The following is a 19,250-nucleotide window of genomic DNA, read 5'->3' as shown; positions in this document are numbered from 1 at the left end:
CCTTGCGCCTGACGAAACCAGGCACAAAGCGTTATGACGGACAGCCTCTAATCGCCCTTTAATTGTTGAACCTTCCTTATGGCTTGAAGCCGGTTTTCCACATTCAGCTTGGAATAAATTGCGGATACGTAATTTTTGACGGTGCCTTCCGAGTAATGCATTTTTTCGGCGATTTCCCGGTATTTGAACCCTTCGGATAAGTAATGCAAAATTTCCATTTCCCGTTCGCTAAGCTTCTCCGCACCGGAAAGGACGAGCGGCTGAGATGCCGGCGGCGGAACGTTGTTTTCGGCATGTGCCTCCCCCGCTTGAGCCGCTGCCGCTTGACGCCCTTCTAACAACATTCGGGCGGTTTCAAGCGGAATTAACGTCCCGCCGGCGTGTACGATTCGAATCGTCTCGGACAGGTGCTTCGGATGGACGCTCTTCAGTAAATATGCTTCGGCGCCGTACATAATCGCTTGCGACGCATGGTCAACGTCCTGAAAGGTCGTCAATAGGATGACTTTAACGCTCGGCCACCGCTGCTTGATCATCCGTGTCGCTTCAATCCCGTTCATGTTCGGCATTCCGATATCCATTAGAATGACATCCGGAGTGTGTTGCTCGCAGTAATTGACGGCTTTCTCCCCGTCGGGCGCAATCCCGAGAACCTTAATCCCGTCCTCCATGCCGAGCAGGATGGAGAAGCTTTCGGCAATCAGCATCTGATCCTCCGCAAGCAGCACCCGAATCGGTTCGCTCTTCGGTACGGCTGCCGCCGGAATGACGCATTCGACCGTTACGCCGCGGGAAATGCCGGAGCTTACTTGCAAAGTGCCCTGCAACGCTTCCGCTCTTGACTTCATCGCCTGCAGCCCGAAGCCGTACGTAAGATCGTCCGCCCCTTTGCCGTTGTCCTCAATCCGTAAACGGACATGATCGGCCTGATACGCCAGTTCGACGCGGACGGCATCGGCGCCGCCATGCCGAACCGCATTCGTTAACGCTTCTTGCGCGCACCGAAGCAAGGCGAACCGCTGCTGAGGATATAACTCGTAAGGTTCGCCGGTTGTCAGCAGCCCGACGCGTACGTTCGCATTTGTCGAAAGCTCCTCGGTCAATTGTCGGAGCGTTGTGTCCAGCAGCTCGTCTTCCGCCTGCACATCCGCCGAATGCACATGATTACGAACCTCCTCGAGTCCTTTCCGCGCCGTATGCAGCAATGACTCCATTCGTTTTTGCTCCGCCGGCAACGGCAAGCCGGCCCCGTGCTTCAATACCTCTAGCCCGGCGATAATCGATGTCAGCGTATGCCCCATCGTATCGTGCATTTCACGGGCGATCCGCGTTCGCTCCTCCAATACGGCGAGCTTCTCTACCTGCTTCGCGTATTGCTCCAGCGCATAATTCCGCTCCTGAATCAGCAGCAGCTGCTGCTCATTTTGCTCCAGCAGCAGCTTCATTTTTACATTATTGCTGATGTAATCCCGAAACGTAACTCCGATCTTGGCCGCGCCCCAAAGGACGACCGTCGCCTGAAGCACCAGGATAATCGGTATGTTCGCGAGACTTATATCGATATACGGAAAAAAAACATCCTTCCAAAACAAGAATCCAATCGCCGTAAAAGCGGCCGTCGCCAAGCCGATGAACATGATCAAATACCCGTTCAAGTAAATCATAGCCAAGGCCAGGTTGATGTAGACGATTTGGTAGATGATCGGATAATCGTTAAACAGCCATATTTGGAACATGGAAAATACGACCATGCCGCCGACAGCCGCATATTTGAAAGCTTTCTCAAAAACAGGATGAAGCTGCAGCAGAAAACAGACGCCGTACAGGGCGAAATAAGCCGATAAAAACATAAGATTGGTCGGGTGCAGGAACGGAACGTTTACGAGAATGTCGATCTCCGCTAGCAGCAGAAGGGGAAGCATAAGAAACAAGAGAAGACGATTTTTTTGGGATTCTTTCTCCAAATTTGTGAAACAGGTCCGTTGTAACCATTGAAGCACGACGAAAGGCCCTCTCTCGCATGGAATTAAGTAACACATTGATAATACAATACATTCGTTCAAAGGCAAGCATTATTACGAACCGCGATTATGCCAGGAGAAAACAAAGGAGCGTGCTCTATTGGAGCAGCTCCTTTGGTTATGCGGCTAAACGATATTTATCAATTGCCTATGTAGCGGTCGTAAAGCGTCCTTGCCCTTGCCATGTCTTCCGTGCCTTGGACGAGCACCCTTCCGTCGGGAAACAGAACGAGCTTTTCCTTGTCGGTAACGTCCGCCTTTAGCAGAAACATATTTCGACTGACACGGCACACCTTGGAAAGCTTTTGCTCCCATTGGTCAAGTTCGAGCGGCTTCGCCCCTTGGATTTGCACCGTATCCCGCCCGCACATGACCGCAACCGGGTTGGCATCGATCTCGAGCGCCGGGTACATGTTTCGCCCGCAGGTCGGACAGTCCGCTTTGACCGGCGGCAGCTTCATCTCGAACACTTGATGCTGCCAAAGCTCGATCGACAGCAGCCCGCGCCGCATGGCCGAACGTGCCCCGACCAAATATTTGATCGCTTCGACCGACTGATAGGACGCCACAATATCGACGACGGGCGAAATAACGCCGATCGTATCGCACGTTTGGCCGTTACCTTCGGAATCGCCGATTAAGCACCGTATGCAGCATGTTTCTCCCGGTATGAACACGGCCGTCATTCCTTGCGAGCTGACGGCCCCTCCGTAAACGAACGGGACTCCTTGCTTAAAGCACGCATCGTTCAGAAGCAGCCGCGTTTGGAAATTGTCGGTTCCGTCGAGCACCAGATCGCAGCCGTTCATGAGCTTCTCAATATTTCCGGCCGTGACGTCCGCCACAATCGGCTCGATTCGTACGCTCGAATTGATTTTCCCGAGCTTGCGGGCGGCGGCGGCCGCCTTCGGCATCGCTTGGTCCGCATCGTCTTCGTCGTACAGCATTTGCCGCTGCAAATTGCTGCGCTCGACGTAGTCGCGGTCAACGATGCGCAGCTTGCCGACGCCGGAGCGGGCCATGTGGTTGGCGAGCACCGCGCCGAGCGCACCCATGCCGACGATCAGCACCTTCGACGCGGCAAGCTTCTGCTGCCCCTCCGCCCCGATCGGACGGAAGAGCATTTGTCTGGAATAACGTTCAATATCCGGTTCTGTCATAAATTTGTAACTCTCCTCATGCGCATCCTTCCTCTATCCGCCTGATACGGCTTGCAGCACGCGCAGCTTATCGCCCGGCTGAAGCGGAATGTCCAGCCGGTCCAGCCACGCGATGTTATCCTCATTGTAATAGATCAGCACATGTTTTCGCACTTGTCCCTGTTCCGTATACAGATGCACTCTTAGCATCGGATACGTTTCAATCAGCCGTTCCAAGCTTTCGGCCACCGTATCCGCTTCGAGCCAGAACCGTGTCTGACCCTTCGTGCAATCGCTAAGCAGAAAAGGCACGCTAACCTCAATCCGCATTCTACTCCTCCACAATCCACGGTTTTACCGAAAGGATGCGCGAGAGCTGGCCCGGCAGCCTGTCCCATGTTCTCCCTTGATCCAGCGAGCAAAATACTTCGCCGGACGTTGTGCCGAAGTACAGCCCGTACGGCTCGAGCGAATCGACGGCCATAGCGTCGCGAAGCACGCTGACGTGCCGCTGTTCCTCGGGCACAACGTCGCCGATCGGATCCCAGCGGTCGCCTCCCCTCGGTCTTCCGTACACGAGCAGCTTGCCGCCTCTCGTCGACCGCACCTCGCTGCTTTCGAGCGGGACGAGGAACAAGTCCCCGTTCGGCGCCACCGAAATCGGGAAACCGAACGGCGCACCGCCTTCGGTCAGCGTTAAGCCTTCCTCGATCGGGAACCAGTTATCCCCGCCGTCCTTGGACATGAATACGCCGCCGTGTTCTTGCATATATAGGATATCCGGGTCTTGAGGGTCCATGACCATCTTGTGAATGCAATATCCGATTTCGTCATAAGGCTGTCCCGTCGGTACGCGCGCAAGCCCTTTGTTGGCCGTATGCCACGATTTGCCCCCGTCCTCCGTACGGAACACGCCGACCGCGGACATCGCCACCCACATCCGATCCGCGTTGCGGGGATCGATAATAATCGTATGCAGGCACATGCCGCCCGCTCCGGGAAACCAGCCCGGCCGAGTAGGGTGTTTGGTCAAAGCGTCCAGCTCCGTCCAAGTCGCTCCGCGGTCCCGGCTTACGAACAAGCCCGCTTCTTCCGCCCCTGCAAAGACCGTGTTTCGGTCGGCCCCCGGAATAAGCTGCCAGATGCGGTTCAGCGAGAACCCGCTTTCCTTACTGTAGGACGGGCCGTTCTCCACCTGCGTCCAGCTCTCCCCGAAATCGTCTGAGTACCGGATCGTAGCGCCGTACGCGGCATGAGACGTTCCGGCAAACAGGCGATTCCCTTGCCGGCTGTCCCCCATCACGCTGTACGCTTCCCAACCCGATAAAAAAGGTCCGTGCAAACTCCAGTTTTTCCGCTCAGGATCGGAAGAATAATAAAACACGCCTTTGTTCGTCCCGATTAACAGCAATACCCGCTTCCCCATACGTTCTAACCCTCCAAATTATAATATCGTTTGTGCGCACATTCGAAGTTAGTTAGTAATTCTACATATGGGAAATGATACCTTCCATTCGGTGGTGGCTCGCGGGAGAAAAACTTTGATAAAACCGATCTCCATGGGCAACCGAGCACCAACGGAACTTTGTTCCGCCAGCACCTGCCGTTCACACGTCCAAAATGTACCTCGCCGCGGGGCTGATCCGATCGTACGTCGACTTGCGGATATACTCCGCCTGGTTAAGCTGCTGCCCGTGCTCGCGGGCGGTAAAATAACAGTGCATCGCCCGGCGCGTCTTCGACGTGCGATTGACCGTGCCGCCGTGCCACAAATGCGAGTTAAATACGCCCACCGAACCCGCAGGCGCAACAATCAATTCCTCGCGGGGGTGCGGCTGAAGCGGATCGATCCCATGCTCGCGAGGATTACCTCCCAGCTTATGCGTGCCGGGGACAACCCTCGTCGCTCCGTTGTCCGCCGTGAAATCGTCGATCAGCCAGATCGAGTTGCACACATGAAACGGCTCATCCTCCCTGCGCGAGCCCCAATCGGCGTGAAGCGGCTGAAGTCCCGCCCCGGGAATCGCATCGCGGGCATTAAGGGACGAAAGCTTAAACTCGCGCTTTAATACGTGATACACGGCTGCAAGCAGCTTCGGATTCGTATAAACCCGGTCGAAGCATTCGCCTTTATTCACCAGGTCCGACAATCGGCGGGTCCCGGCCTCCTGATGAACCTCCTTCCCGGCGTTCGCCCCCTCTTTCTCCATCAGCTCCTCATATTTAGCGCGGAAAGCCTCCAACTCCTCTCCACCCAGGACATCGGTAAAAATGACGTAGCCTTTCTCATCCAGGCTGAGCTTCTCCTCTGCGCTGAGCGTGCGCTCCGTAACGCCGAGCGCTTCCATCGCTTCTTCAATGCTGTTGATTTGATTTGCAGTCGTCACCTGACAAACCTCCTGCATATAGTTTGGCAATCGCTTTCATGATAAGCTTAACCCAGAGCATCTGCGATTCCGTAAACTGCAATCATCTTATTCATTCCTGCGAAAAGAGGGTCGTCACATGCACCGGACATTTGCCGTTCAACCGGTCTTTGAAGGGGCGCTTGCATTCCTTAAAAAAACGGGAGAAACGATTCATTTCCCGCTTCATCGACATGAAGCGAGCATGGAAATTTTGTTTATTGCGGAGGGGGAAGCGGACTACTGGATTGACGGACATCATTACGCGGCACGTGCAGGGGATATCGTTCTGTTTCATCCGAATGTGTGGCATGAGGAGCGGTCGCGGCCGGAATCGCCGTTTACGTTTTACTATGTCGGATTTCATTCATTGCGCCTTGCCGGCCTGCCTCCCGATCGTCTCTATGCCGAACAAGAAGAGCCCGTGATTTCGGCTCGTTCGAACTACGACCGCATCAAGCGGCTTTTTCAGGACATTGTCGAAGAAGCAAGCGACGGCTGGCCCGAAGCCGCTTCTACGGCAGGACTTATATTGCAATTGCTTATTGCCGAGCTGCACCGGACCATCATGTTTCCGCCGCCGAAGCCGGCCCGTGCGCCCATTCAATCCGCCGTCTCCAAAGCAAGGCGATACATTGAAGAACGGTATCACGAACCGCTTACCGTCAAGCAGGTCGCAGACCATGTATACATAAGCCCGTCTCATCTCAGCCACATGTTTGCCGCTATGTATGGAGAAAGTCCGATTCAATTCGCCATACGCCAGCGGATCGAGGCCGCATGCCGTTATTTAGTCACAACCGAGTATTCGGTCGAAAAGATCGCCGCGCTTGTCGGTTACGAGAGCGTAACGGCCTTCCAAAACGTATTTAAAAAATCAACCGGGAAAACACCGGGTCAATTCCGCAAAGAAGCTTCGGAGTAATTGGTTATGAAAGCGGCTGCCGGCCGCCGCGGTCCAACCAGCTCAACAGATCCGCCAAAAAACGATCGCGTCCCAAATCATCAAACGGCCGATGCCGCACACCTTCGTACTCGATGCTGATCTTCTCCGGGGATCCGGCCGCGTTGATAAATTCCCGCAGCTTGGCGTGCGGAGTGATTTCATCGTCGAGCCCGTATTGCAGCAGCAGCGGAGAGCGGATTAACTTTGCCTGTTTCATAATTCTTGGAATGGCTTGCATTAATCCGAGACCTAAACCGGGCGTTACCGTGTTATGCCGCAACGTGTCGGCGTTCAGCCTCGCGAGCGCGTCGGCATCGCGCGTCAGCTTTCCCGAATCGCCGGATTGAGTGACGGTAAATTGAGGTCTTACTTTTCCCAGCAAAGCGACCAACCACTTTTCGGACCGAGTAACTTCATAGGATATCGCCGGCGCGATCAAAGCAATGCCTGCTACCCCTGACCCGTGGAACAGCAAATAATCCAAACCGACGACTCCGCCGAGGCTGTGCGCGACAATGTACAAAGGAGCCTCCGGATGCTCCGAGGCGGCCAGTTCCCGGAACGCGTGCAAATCCCCCCTGTATTCGTCCCATGTTCGTATAAACCCTCGGATTCCGGGGCTTTTGCCATGTCCGCGCATATCGAAGGCGTACGCGGCATAATCGTTTTCCGCCAGCATGTCGGTAATATTCGACAAACCGCCGCTATGATCGCCGTGTCCATGAACCGCAACAACAACTCCTTTGGGAGAAACGCCCGGCTTTATAAATTTCCGATAAAACAACTCAACGCCGCCGTAACCGATAAAAGTCCCTTCAACCGCATTCATTGCGAATCCTCTCCGGAGCTTCCGTTCACTTGATGCAAGTAATACCGTATTCCAGACCGATCGACATCCGAAAATTGCAGAGGGTCCTCATTCATCCTGCGTCTCAGCTCATCGATTGCAATCCATCGCGGATGCTCCGTCTCATCGCCGGACTCCAGCAGCTCGCCTTCGGCTTTACAGCGAAAATAGAAGCCTACGGAGTCGATCGGCCCTTTGATAGTCTGGTAGACGCCGAACGGTTTTACGCATTCCACTTCGAAATCAGGATTCATGCCGACAGTATCGACTCTCGTGTCCGCACCCTCGATTTCGATAACTTCCAGACCCGTTTCTTCCTTCACTTCCCGAACGAGCGCCTCGAGAATCGGTTCAAACAGCTCAATTCTTCCGCCGGGCAGCTCTAATCGCCGCGGTCCGCCCGGCTTGTTCCGCGTCTGTACCACGATTTCGACGTTGCCGTCACGAATTCGTTCAATGATCGCTCTCGCATTTACGAAAAGCATCGTTTGCGGGGCCCCCTCTGTCAGAACTTAGGCTCTGGCACGACTTCCTCTACAACGGATTCCCCTTCGCTTCGATCCCGGTCGTTCCATTGCCATCTTTCATGCAGCCGAATACGGCCGTCCGAGAGAACAACCGGCGTCGAAACGCAGCTTCCCCCGCGAATCTCGTATTTTGTGTTCACATGGTTATAGTTGAATACGATCTCCCCGTTATCCCTAACGATCCCGACCATCATCCCTTTGATAATGTCTCCGCCGCTATAAGCTGCGGTAACAATATTGCCTTCTTGCTTGTATTCGAAATAAGTTTTCGAAGAAACTTCTCCGTTGCTAGTGTTTTCCACCGAAACAAATGTACGTCCATCATAATTCATACTTTTTACGGGCTCCCTTCTAAGCTGTTATTACGAATATAGGACGGGATGGTGATTCAGTCAATTGCTCTCCGCGGCGACATTTTTACCATATAAAGATTCAAATCGTCGTCCACGCAAACCTCGCTCCCGGGAGCCACGGGCTGCTCCCGGTACATGACGCCTCGTCCGTCCGGGACGTACCCTCGCTTCGCATACATTCGCTGAGCGGCGCCGTAGCTTTCAAATAAACCGACACCGATTCCGACGACGTCGGACTTTTGAAAAGCAACGTCTTCGATCGCCTCCATCAATGCATTGCCGATGCCGTGCCTTCACAGCGGGGGGATGACATTGAAATCATTAATTTCGGGTATCCCATTTTCCTGAAAATAGGGGTAGTAGGAAGTGAGGAGCAGGTGAAGACTTCCCGCAAACCTCCCCTCATAAAATGCCAACAATGTCGTCCGTCCGCCGCCGGCATTTTCCTTCCAGCACCTCTCAATGTAATCCAATGGCTTTATGATGCCGTTCTCGGTAAAGACATTATAAACCAAGCCGATATCTTCTTCCGTCATCCGACGGATCCGTAGGTTATGATCATTCATGGCACATCATTCGGTGCAAACCATGACGATATTGCCGTCCGGGTCCTCAACCGTAAAAAATGCAAGCGCGTCACCGTGCCTTTCAATGTCCGTAAAAATGGTGACGCCGTTTGCCGTCAGGTATGCTTTGGATGCGTCGATATCGGAAGTGATGAACATAAACAGCGTTTTGTAATCGTCGTTTTGCCGGAACCGGTTATTGTCGAGCAGAATCCCGCTTCCGCTGCTCATGTTCAAGCCGTAGATGGATTCATCAGGTCCGACCTCATCGTATTGCAGCCCCAGCACCTCGCTATGAAAACGAACCGCCCGGTTCATATCCGTCACATTGATGAATACGGCGCCGATTTTGTTCATGATCGGACTGTCGGTGTTCGGCAGACGCTCCACAACGGGAGAAGTATAATCGGATTGCGTCACCATGATCGCGTTGCCGTCAGGGTCCGCAAAGGTAAAGTATGCCAGCCCCGGGTGCGGCCGTTCGATGGGGAACAGGATGCGAACGCCCTTCTCCTCCAAATATCGATAAGACGCATCGATATCGCCGGTCTTGTACATAAACAGCACATGCGGCGCAGTGGGATCGTTGTTTCGGTTATCGTCCAGGGTAAGGCCCGTCCCGCCTTCGAGCTCCAGCCAATAAACCGGACCTCCGTTCAGCCTTTCTTCGAGCAGCGGAAGACCCATGACCATGCTGTACCATTCCGCGGAACGTTTGAGATCGGACACATGAATAAAGACGCTTCCTATTGTATTCCGAATCGGGCTTACGGTTGTTTCCATCGTTATCACTCCTGTATTTTAAGATTCGAGATGACTGTAAAAATTTTACTGCGAATATCATAATTTACCCCGCTCCGTTCTGTAAATGTTTATTTCTACCGACAGTAGAAACGAAGAAATCGGGCGATTCAACCAACGCTTGATAGGAGCGATTCACCCTTTGTGCTATTCTGTGATTGACAGCGGCCACTGTATATTTTGCCAATTGGAGGAGTAATAGAATGCTTGATTCACGCAAAATCGGTGCATACATTTCGAAGCTTCGGAAGGACTCGGATATGACCCAAGTAGAGCTTGCCGATCAGCTGAATGTCAGTCATCAGGCGGTGTCCAAATGGGAAAGAGGCGATTCGCTGCCGGATATCGGGACGATCCCGCAAATCGCGCGCTTTTTCGGAATATCTACGGATGAACTTTTGAATGCGGGAGAGACGGCTCAGCATCACGTCGGCGATATTGTCGAGCGTATCGCGAAAAACAAGCCGGAGCAAGTCGCGGAGCTTGTCAATAACGGCGAGGTTGACGTCGGAGATTTGGTGGAAGTGGCGCCTATCGTAAAGGCGAGCGCCCTGCATAAGGTGGCGGAGAAGCTGGATAAAAGCCATATGACGCTAGATGTCGTCTCCAGGCTTGCCCCGTTCCTCAGTTCGGAAACGCTGGATGAGCTTGTGCGTCACGCAGAGGAAGGGACGGTGGAATGGGATTTCATCAACGGCATGGCTCCGTTCTTAGGAAAAGAAACATTAACCCGGCTGGTGGACCGGACGGTCGACGGCGCATTCGATCTCGGGCGGCTCTCTTCCATTGCGCCGTTTCTGGGAAGGGAAAACGTGGACCGATTAGTGCGGCACGCCGAAGAAGGCAGCGTTAGCTGGGATACGGTGCATACGCTGGCTCCATTTATCAGCAAAGAGACGATCAGCCGGCTGGTGAATCAAGTCGCCGAAGGGGAGCTTTCGCCGGATCGGATCATCGGCCTCGCCCCTTTCCTCGGGAAAGAGGATGTGGACCGGCTCGTTCTGCAAGCTGAAGACGGCAAGGTAAGCTGGGATACGGTTCAGGCGCTGGCTCCTTTTATCAGCAGGAGCACGCTGGACCGGCTGGTGAATCGGACGATCGAAGGAAAGCTTGATACGCATCGGATTTTGGGTCTGGCCCCCTTTTTAAGCAAGGAAAGCATCGAAAAGCTGCTCACGGAACTGGAACCTGAACAGTATTATCCGGATTTTTTGTCGCATATGGCGCCATTCGTCGATAAAGGGGTTCTGAACAATCTGGTTACGAGTTTGATTGGGAAGCTGAAATAATGCTGCGAGGCGAACCCGCGGGCACGCGCGCTGTAACGGAGCATCGTTCCGTTGCACGTGCGGATCCGCGGGTTTTTGCGCTTGCAACGGAGCTTATTTCCGCTGCAGGCGGGGCCACCCCTAAAACTTAACAACGCTAAAAGAAAAATAATTTCACACAAATACGGAAAATAGGAGAAAAAATCCTTGTTTGGTCTATAGCCCCATTCTATAATGGTATCGAAATCGGAAAACGCCGCATCCAGGCAGCATGACCCCCCGCAACACGCGGAACATCCGGCAACAAAGCTTCTTAGGAGGTGAACCGTCGAGGAAAAAATCGACTAGCACGACCGTGATTGACCCGCAACCATCGTGCTAACGGCCGCCAATCAAGTAGCAGATAGCGAACATGTGGGAGGAAATGATCATGCGCAAATGGAAGTACGCCGTAATACTGCCGCTCGCCCTAAGTTTGACCGGAGTGCAGACAGCGGTTCCGATCGGACAAGCCTTCACTGCCGCTGCTTCGGAAGCCTCGATGAATCCGATGTATGACGAAATCATAATGCAAGAGTCCGCCTGGCTATCCGCCATGCAATTCGACAGCGGCGCCATCCCGGTCTATATCGACCCGCTGTCCAACTACGGCGACAAGTATAAAGTCGTCCCCTACTTCACTCACTTCGGCTTGCTCGGCCTGCTGGAGAATAGCGACAACGCCGACGTCGTCCGCAAATACATGGACTGGTATTTCTCTCATCTGAACCGCACCGCGACCCCGACGACACCGGAAGGTTCCGTATACGACTATTACATCGAGACGGACCAAACGACCGAAACGCCGACATACGACTTCGACTCCACCGACTCCTACGCTTCCACATTTCTGAATGTCGCCCGCAAATACGCAGAAGTAACGGGGGATACGAACTATTTGACCGAGCATAAAGACGATTTGCTGCTGATCGCCCGCGCGATGCTTTCGACGATGCAGTCGGACGGCTTGACCTTGGCTAAACCGAGCTGGCCGGTCAAATATTTGATGGACAATTCGGAGGTGTACGCCGGACTTGCCGATATGGAGTGGATCGCGCAGAACGTGTTCGGAGATGAGGCGGCGGCAGCCGTCTACCGGCAGCATAAGGAGGATGTGTATTCCGCCATTCAGAACGAGCTGTGGTCGGATACGAGGCAAACTTATGCCCATGCCAAAATGAACGACGGCTCCCTGCTGTATCCGGATTGGAACAACTTTTACGCCGATGCGACCTCTCAGCTGTTCCCGATTTGGAACGGGATTATCGAGCCGGACAGCGAACGCGCGCTGCAGCTCTACAACAGCTTCAACCTTCACCACCCGGGCTGGCCGGAATTGAACAAGAGCGATGCGTTCCCATGGGCGATTATTGCTTATACCGCGGCGTTGATGGGCGACCGTGTTCGAGTCGACCGGTTTTTGGAATCGGTGAAAACCGCCTACATCGACCAAGCGCATCCGTGGCCGTGGTACGTCATGGAAAGCGGCGTCACCATGCTGACCGCCTCCGTAATGAAGCGGCTTCCGGAAACGAACGCCGAATGGACGATGGACATGCTTGAAGACGGCGCCGTGATCCAAACGCTGCCGTTCGCGGTAACGGGCACGGCTTCCGGCATTGCGGACGTAGAGATGAGCTGGACGAACGCGATTACAGGGCAAACCCAAACGTTCCATGCTTCACCGGCAAACGGCAAGTGGCAGCTGTCGATCGAAGGGCTGACCAATGGGGATTACAGCGTTGTCGCGAAAGCCGTCGACCGGTTCGCCAACGTGATCGGTGAGCGCCGGCTTCAGGCAAGGATCCGGATCGAATCGGAAAACGGCATCGCAGAAGCGGTCGTTCAATCGGATCGCAATGCGCTTCGCCGCGGCGAAGCTACGCAGCTGAAAGTCACGGCCTACGCGGCTGACGGCCAGACGACGGTGGATTTGACGAATGCCGCTATCGATTACCGGACAAACGAACCGGATTTGGTGTCGATCGATGAGCAAGGCGTATTGACACTGAAGGGCTTGCGGCCGGATATGAGCGATATTCAGGTTTGGGCCTTCATTACAAACGGGAACGAGCTCGTCCAATCGGATCGTCTGACGATCCCCGTATCCCATGAAGCGATGTCGTTGGCGGACGCGGTGCTGGATAAAGCGGCCGCATGGATTTCCGGCAGACAGCTAGACAACGGTGCGCTCGTACAAGATGCGGAGGGCACGCGAATTGTCGCCTCCTCCTCCAATATCGGCGCGCTTGGACTGCTGGTGCGGGAAGAGACGGTCCCGAACGCGAAGCGTTACATCGATTGGTACGTATCCCATTGGAATTGGGCGGACCGGTACGGCATTTACGGTACGATCTACAACTTCAGCAAAGACCCGAGCAACGGGCAATGGGTGTCCACAGGCGAGTATGAGAGCGCTAGCCCGACGACGGCTTCCTTCATCTCGCTTGTAAAAAAGCATTACGAGAAGACCGGCCAAATGCCGCTCTCCCAATACCAATTGGACGTCATAACAGGCGGCATCGGCATCATGCGCTCGCAGGACGCCGACGGTCTCATGTGGAAACGCCCCGACGATCTAATCAAGCTGCTGCAGCATAACGCGGTAACGAACCAAGGGATGAAGGACAGCGTGTGGCTGTTCCGAAACTATTTCCAAGCGTCGGGGCCGGCCAACTATTTCGAGAGCTTTGCCACTTTGCTGCAAAACGGTATCCAAAAAGAGCTTTGGAACAGCCAAGACGGCTCGTACTACTTGTCTAAGACCGGCAGCGGAGACAAGCAAGCCCCCGATTGGTCGAACGCTGCCGATGCAGCCGCCCAGCTGGCGCCGATTTACACCGGCGTCATTCGTTCCGATTCGGAAGAAGCCAGACAGCTTTATGCCGCTTATAACCTCCACCGATCCGGCTGGGAGACGAATGCGGCGCTGACGGGAGACGCCGCGCCTGTCGTGTTTACGGCGGCCATCATGGGCGACCCTCGCGCATCGGTCTTCCTCGGACGGCTGATCGACGCAATGGACGCCGGTACGGACGTCTTCAGCAGCGGCTGGACCGTCGGTCAGGTCGGCACGCTTATGCTCGCCTCCGAGCAAGTGCGTATCGTTCCGGGCACGGCACAGACCGCCATCGAGCATCCGACGGCCGACCATCATGCCAAAGGCGTAAGCCTGCCTGCGAAGGGGACGGCCACCGGTGCCAAGACCGTGCGGATCGAGCTGAGGGAGCGTTTCGGCACGGACAGCATTCGCGCCACGGCGGCGGTGAACGGGAGCGGAAAGTGGGAAGTGCCGTTAACCGGGTTGAAGCGCGGCGTCGAATACGAGTTGACGGTTTACGCCTTGGATGCGCACGGCTATCCCGTTCAGGGCGCTTCTGCGGCAGCACGGTTTACGATCGAAGCGCCTTAACGAATAAATCCCTCCGGGTCGGACAGCCGCCCCCCGGAGGGATTCTTACACATATTTTTTGATTTTCTCGATGACCTGCTCCGCGCACTTGATATTGCCTTGCTCCGTCAAGTGAACCTTGTCTTCGCAAATATAACCGTTCAAGTCCTGCTTCACGACGCGGTTCAAATCGTTCACCTCAATGCCGTGGCGGTTCATCAGCTCCACCGCCGCTTTGTTGTATAGGTCGATCTCGGCGTTGCTGCGTCCCGTGCCGTCCGAGGGAATCGGTGTCGTAGTCGCGAAAATAATTTTGGCGCCCGTACGCTGCAGCTCGTTAATAATGCGCCGGAGCGTTTCGATATATTCGTCAAGCGAAGTAAGTGCCTCCACCATCGGCGCTTCGTGGTGCAAGTCCCAAAGCCCGTTGTTCCAGTGTACGATATCGGGCTTGCCCAAATCTCTGATCCACAGGTTGACGCCCCAAAGCGTATGCTTGGCGAACCGGCCGTTCTCCTCGGGAGCGACGACCTCCGCGATTCCCTGCAAACCTGCACGCACTAACGGCTCGTACCCCATCCGAATGGAGTCTCCCAATAAGAGAACTTTTTTCATACGATAACACTCCAGTTTGGTTAATTTGATGTTGTAATTCACTAGATTATCGTATCAAAAGGCCGCACAAAATGTAAACGCATTACTTACCAAATCAATTCAATAGAATAGGATCGAATGCCGACTATGAGAAACGGATACAAGCTCATTATGCTGCTCCTCACGCTCCTCTTAATAACCGCCTGCACGAACGCAAAGAAAGTTCCGGAAGTCGCCGAAGTTCCGGAATCACCTGAGCTGCCTGCATCTGACCATGAGTTGACCCTTAGGGAGAAAGCGTTGACCGGCCCGTCGATCACACTGGATCCCAACTATGCCTACTATAAAGACAGATCCATGGATAGCGTCGCTGAAGAAATCGAGCTCGCAGGTTATCATACCGTTCACTATCCCGTCGTCAACGAAAATTTCGTCAACGGCGAATTTATCGATGCGCTCCATGACCGCGGTATCGCCGTGTGGCTTATGGTTTTCGGCAACGGCTCGTATTCGAGGGAAAATTTCCCCGACGATTGGCCTTCCTGGAAAATGGAACAGCTGGATAAAGAAAATAACGGAGTCGGCGGCTTTATATATTTATCTCATTTCAGCAAACCGTATGTGCAGTGGAAAAAGTCTGCGCTGGCCAAAGTTGTGGCGGAATACCCGTTCGACGGCGTTGAAGTGCTGGAGCCGTTCTTTCCGGAGTGGGACGGCATTAACCAAGGCGTATACGGCGATGTAGGCCCTCTTGCGCAGGCGGCGTTCAAAGAAGCGACCGGGCTCGATATGCCGAATTTCAAAGATCCGGGATCTCCCGATTACTACAAGACCAATACCGATCTATATGACAAATGGGTCGAGTTTCGTGTCGAAGCGGTCAACAACTTCGTGGACGAGCTGATCAACGGAGAAGGGGGCGTGAGAGACGCCAAGAAAGATATTTTGGTAGCCAGCTGGACGCTCGCGATCGACGCCGGCCCCGACTCGTTCGAGAAATTGCGGGAATATCAAGGCATGGACGCTGCATCCATGGTAACAAAGGTTAAGCCCGACATTCACTTCTTCCAGACGCACTGGCCGGATTGGATCAAACCGGAGTCTGAGCTGCCTGCGAGCTATATCAACGCGTACCAGCCTTTCATCGACAAACTGAGAGAACAGCACCCCGACATCCCCATCGGTCTCCAAGCGGATAACGGATCGATTGAATCGATGCGTAAATCGCGCGCATGGATGAATGCATTGGACAAACAAGCGGAGGAGATCGGGTTTTCCGCGTGGACCATTTACGAATACTCTATGGGAGCATACATGTACGAAGAGCCCCCTGTCCCGAAGAGGGCTTCGAGGAGCGAGGACGGCAAGACGGTTACGATTTCGTTCAACAAGCGGATCGCCGCTTTATCGGCGTATCCCGTGGAAAACTATCGATTCAAGATCGACGGCGAACCGGCGGAAATCGCTATAGACAACGTTACCGTTGACGGAAACCGGATTCGGCTTCATTCGGACTCCTTCCCCGAAACCGCATTCGAAATTGAAATCAGCGGCATTCAGGACACGCCCGACCGATGGCTGTATTCGGGCTTTCCGGCCAATGAGGTCCCGCCCGGCAGTACCATTACCGTTGAATAACTATAGGAAGACAAAACGAAGGAGCAAACCCGACAGTTTGCTCCTTAATAATTCCACTAACGCTCTAACGCAAATATTGAATACTAAATGAGATCTGATTTCTGCAATAAGCGTTGAATCATCATAGCGACTTCCGCTCTTGTAATTAAAGCGTTCGGCGCCAACTTGTCTCGGTCTCTTCCAGTGACAATGCCTGTATGCACGCTGTCGGCGACACCGTTTATTGCCCATCCAGACACAAAGGATGCATCCTGATAAATACTAAGAAGATTTGAAGCTTGATTGGAATTTACTCCTTCCAATCCTGTCAGCTTCATAGCTTTCGCAATGATTACCATGGCTTGTTCCCTAGTGATCTGGTCATTCGGTCTGAAGCTTCCATCTTCAAAACCGTTAACCAAACCGTAAGAATAGGCGGTTTGAACGGCATCATAATACCAGTCTCTTGGATTCAAATCAGTGAATGAAGCTAATCCTTTTTCCAGCCTTAAACCTAATCCTCGAACCATGATTGCGGCAAATTCGGCACGTGTTATGTTTCGGTCCGGGTCGAATATTCCGACTCCCGTGCCGTTAATAACCATCCGCGAGCCCATGTTGTTGACAGCATCCTTCGCCCAATGATTCGATACGTCTTCAAACTCCTCCGGATGCCATACTACCGAGTACGTGCTGTTTGTTAGACTGTTGATTTGCGCATAATAAGCGCCGTTGATAACTATGATTTTGGTCGGCACATGACGTACCGTACCATCCGGTTCGACTACCACACCCGTGGTAATGCGGTTAGGATCGATTCCTTCAGGGATTGCGATCGTACGCTCAACATAAGCGTTAAACTTCGATATTTCTTCCGTGCGGCCGTCGTAGACTGCGCTAACCTTGAAATTGAGCGGAGGTATTACAAGTGTAAATTCGCTGCGTTTGGCAGCATCTTCAACGACACGAATCGTTTCCGTTGTCGGTTCGGCAATTTCAATCTTTATCTTGATATCCTGCAATGCCAAATCTGCTCCAAACCTGTCGGATACCGCATCAATATTAATCTGCTCCGCGGGCAATGTATAAGTTGCCTTTTCGGTACGAATCTCGACCACAGCTTTGTGTGATTCCATATTTTTAACCATACGTCCGTTCAACTCGCCAACGACGATATCGCTGCCCGTATTAACCGGTATTGTAATGACCGCTCGTTCACCTTCTGCCTCAAGGCGTTGCTTCAGTTTTTCCTCATCTACCGCTATGGTGGACACTCGCTGTCCGTTAACCTCTTCTGTTCTAGCCGTTCCCGCGTTTTCCACCTTTCCGTTAACCAAAACCTCCACACTAGTACTTTTAGTATCAGGAGCTACCGGTGCTTGTGGTTGAATCGGCTGAGTCGGCTGAGTCGGAGGACTGGTATTTCCGGCCACTCGATTAACAATTAAAGTATAAGATTTGACCGTCCCATCTTGTGCCGTTACCTCAAGTACAAAAGAATTTCTTCCTACATTCAAAGTCAAATCCACTTGCGCTAACCCGGAATCGTCCAACGTTTTGGATTGGTTATTTACTTTTATTTTCGCATTGACTTCATTTACTTGGATTGTTGCGATTAAGTTACTGGTTGAGTTCGAAACGTTCATCTCGTATTCGAAGATTTCAGGTGAATATATTGGTGACAGCGTTCCTGCATTGACTGTTACCTGTCGTAGAGAAGCGTCGTTTGACAACACCCGAATGACGCGCTCTACTCTATCCGCAGCATTGCCCGAACCATCCGAAACGGAATACCGCAATACATACGTTCCCGGCTTAGTACTATCCACTTCCCCCGTAATAACGATTCGATCAGTCAGATCTCCATCAAAGTTATCCGAGGCAGTTGCTCCAGGATCCGTAAATGCGCCGCCTTGCGAGATCACATATTGATTATCGCCCAGCAACGTAATAATCGGCCTTGTCGTATCGACCACATGGACGGTTCTCGTTTGTTCCTCTGCGGAATTTCCTGTGCTGTCGCTCACGTTGTACCGAATTACATAAGAACCTAGTTGTTCCGTGAATACCGATCCAGTCACCGATATTTGATTCGTTAAGTCCCCATCAATATCGTCCTGCGCAATCGCTCCTGCATCCGTATACGGTGTGCCTGCCTCATGCTCCAATTCGGATTCGCCGTTCAGCGTGATTAACGGTGCAACTTTATCAATATTATTAATCGCATGGCTGGTAGTTTCCGACTCGTTACCTGCAGCATCGAATGATCTAGCATACACTACCGTATTGTTTGATAGTTCGATTGGATCAGAATAGTCCTGCCAAACTCCATCCCCAATCTTGTATTGCTTCAACACAGAATCATCCGAAAATATAATGGTGACGATTACGTTTTGATTTGTTTGATTTTGGGGATCAGCGATGATAGTCGGTTGTGCAGGTGCNATTGTTTGATAGTTCGATTGGATCAGAATAGTCCTGCCAAACTCCATCCCCAATCTTGTATTGCTTCAACACAGAATCATCCGAAAATATAATGGTGACGATTACGTTTTGATTTGTTTGATTTTGGGGATCAGCGATGATAGTCGGTTGTGCAGGTGCCGTCTTATCGAACGTCACGCTGCTTCCGTCGGTTGTGTTTGTCACTTGTACCGCATCATTGCCCACCAAGTCTTCAAAATCCAGCGCAAACGCGATCGTTCCTTCCGCATCGCTATTTTGCATCGTGTACGT

17 protein-coding genes are annotated in these 19,250 nt (G+C 53.0%); 4 read left to right on the top strand and 13 right to left on the bottom strand.

What is annotated here, in order from left to right:
* Positions 1–47: 47 nt before the first annotated feature.
* From PT964_RS22665 to PT964_RS22645, 5 genes are all read right to left on the bottom strand, one after another.
* Positions 48–2,000 (bottom strand): helix-turn-helix transcriptional regulator, encoded by a 1,953-nt coding sequence (locus tag PT964_RS22665; RefSeq protein WP_274365641.1) that lies wholly within the window; start codon positions 1,998–2,000, stop codon positions 48–50.
* Between the two features lie 161 nt (positions 2,001–2,161).
* A complete protein-coding gene (locus PT964_RS22660; RefSeq protein ID WP_274365640.1) occupies positions 2,162–3,181 on the bottom strand; it encodes a ThiF family adenylyltransferase in 1,020 nt (339 codons plus the stop codon).
* A gap of 33 nt (positions 3,182–3,214) precedes the next feature.
* Positions 3,215–3,490, bottom strand: coding sequence for a MoaD/ThiS family protein (locus tag PT964_RS22655; protein ID WP_274365639.1), 276 nt, complete (start codon positions 3,488–3,490; stop codon positions 3,215–3,217).
* Between the two features lies 1 nt (position 3,491).
* Positions 3,492–4,586: a beta propeller repeat protein gene (locus PT964_RS22650; RefSeq protein ID WP_274365638.1), complete on the bottom strand. Its 1,095-nt coding sequence runs from the start codon at positions 4,584–4,586 to the stop codon at positions 3,492–3,494.
* 181 nt (positions 4,587–4,767) lie between these two features.
* A complete protein-coding gene (locus PT964_RS22645; protein ID WP_274365637.1) occupies positions 4,768–5,547 on the bottom strand; it encodes a phytanoyl-CoA dioxygenase family protein in 780 nt (259 codons plus the stop codon).
* A gap of 118 nt (positions 5,548–5,665) precedes the next feature.
* On the opposite strand from PT964_RS22645, the gene PT964_RS22640 reads away from it, so the two are divergent.
* Positions 5,666–6,490 (top strand): AraC family transcriptional regulator, encoded by an 825-nt coding sequence (locus PT964_RS22640; protein WP_274365636.1) that lies wholly within the window; start codon positions 5,666–5,668, stop codon positions 6,488–6,490.
* A 4-nt stretch (positions 6,491–6,494) separates the two neighbouring features.
* On the opposite strand, the gene PT964_RS22635 is transcribed toward PT964_RS22640, so the two are convergent.
* The 6 genes from PT964_RS22635 to PT964_RS22610 are packed head-to-tail and all read right to left on the bottom strand — an operon-like array spanning position 6,495 to position 9,587.
* Complete coding sequence (locus PT964_RS22635; RefSeq protein ID WP_274365635.1) at positions 6,495–7,340, bottom strand: alpha/beta hydrolase; 846 nt, start codon at positions 7,338–7,340, stop codon at positions 6,495–6,497.
* The gene (locus PT964_RS22630) at positions 7,337–7,843 is read right to left on the bottom strand and encodes an NUDIX hydrolase (protein WP_274365634.1); all 507 of its coding nucleotides are present in this window, start codon (positions 7,841–7,843) and stop codon (positions 7,337–7,339) included. The genes PT964_RS22635 and PT964_RS22630 overlap by 4 nt, the downstream gene beginning before the upstream one ends.
* Before the next feature lie 20 nt (positions 7,844–7,863).
* The gene (locus PT964_RS22625; RefSeq protein ID WP_274365633.1) at positions 7,864–8,217 is read right to left on the bottom strand and encodes an avidin-fold protein; all 354 of its coding nucleotides are present in this window, start codon (positions 8,215–8,217) and stop codon (positions 7,864–7,866) included.
* 56 nt (positions 8,218–8,273) lie between these two features.
* Positions 8,274–8,507, bottom strand: a complete 234-nt coding sequence (locus tag PT964_RS22620; RefSeq protein WP_274365632.1) for a hypothetical protein — start codon at positions 8,505–8,507, stop codon at positions 8,274–8,276.
* A 24-nt stretch (positions 8,508–8,531) separates the two neighbouring features.
* On the bottom strand, positions 8,532–8,774 hold the full coding sequence (locus PT964_RS22615) for a hypothetical protein (RefSeq protein ID WP_274365631.1): 243 nt from the start codon (positions 8,772–8,774) through the stop codon (positions 8,532–8,534).
* 36 nt (positions 8,775–8,810) lie between these two features.
* Positions 8,811–9,587: a VOC family protein gene (locus PT964_RS22610; protein ID WP_274365630.1), complete on the bottom strand. Its 777-nt coding sequence runs from the start codon at positions 9,585–9,587 to the stop codon at positions 8,811–8,813.
* 221 nt (positions 9,588–9,808) lie between these two features.
* On the opposite strand from PT964_RS22610, the gene PT964_RS22605 reads away from it, so the two are divergent.
* Together PT964_RS22605 and PT964_RS22600 are read left to right on the top strand one after the other, a co-directional pair.
* Positions 9,809–10,894 carry a helix-turn-helix domain-containing protein gene (locus PT964_RS22605; RefSeq protein ID WP_274365629.1) on the top strand — a complete coding sequence of 362 codons (1,086 nt, stop codon included), beginning with the start codon at positions 9,809–9,811 and terminating at the stop codon, positions 10,892–10,894.
* Between the two features lie 409 nt (positions 10,895–11,303).
* Complete coding sequence (locus PT964_RS22600) at positions 11,304–14,324, top strand: glucosidase family protein (RefSeq protein ID WP_274365628.1); 3,021 nt, start codon at positions 11,304–11,306, stop codon at positions 14,322–14,324.
* Positions 14,325–14,369: 45 nt separating this feature from the next.
* Here the strand turns inward: PT964_RS22600 and PT964_RS22595 are convergent, their stop codons facing one another.
* Entirely contained in the window at positions 14,370–14,918 is a 549-nt protein-coding gene (locus PT964_RS22595) for an SGNH/GDSL hydrolase family protein (RefSeq protein WP_274365627.1), read from the bottom strand.
* Positions 14,919–15,044: 126 nt separating this feature from the next.
* Here PT964_RS22595 and PT964_RS22590 point away from each other — a divergent pair, with 126 nt between their 5' ends.
* On the top strand, positions 15,045–16,535 hold the full coding sequence (locus PT964_RS22590) for an N-acyl-D-glucosamine 2-epimerase (RefSeq protein WP_274365626.1): 1,491 nt from the start codon (positions 15,045–15,047) through the stop codon (positions 16,533–16,535).
* 83 nt (positions 16,536–16,618) lie between these two features.
* On the opposite strand, the gene PT964_RS22585 is transcribed toward PT964_RS22590, so the two are convergent.
* Entirely contained in the window at positions 16,619–18,868 is a 2,250-nt protein-coding gene (locus PT964_RS22585) for an immunoglobulin-like domain-containing protein (RefSeq protein ID WP_274365625.1), read from the bottom strand.
* Positions 18,869–19,250: the final 382 nt, after the last annotated feature.

Source organism: Paenibacillus thermotolerans (genome assembly GCF_028745515.1).
In the GTDB taxonomy this organism is placed as follows: Bacteria; Bacillota; Bacilli; order Paenibacillales; family YIM-B00363; genus Paenibacillus_AE; species Paenibacillus_AE thermotolerans.
Note: the sequence above shows the minus strand (reverse complement) of the source record. Positions and strands in the feature narration are given on the sequence as shown.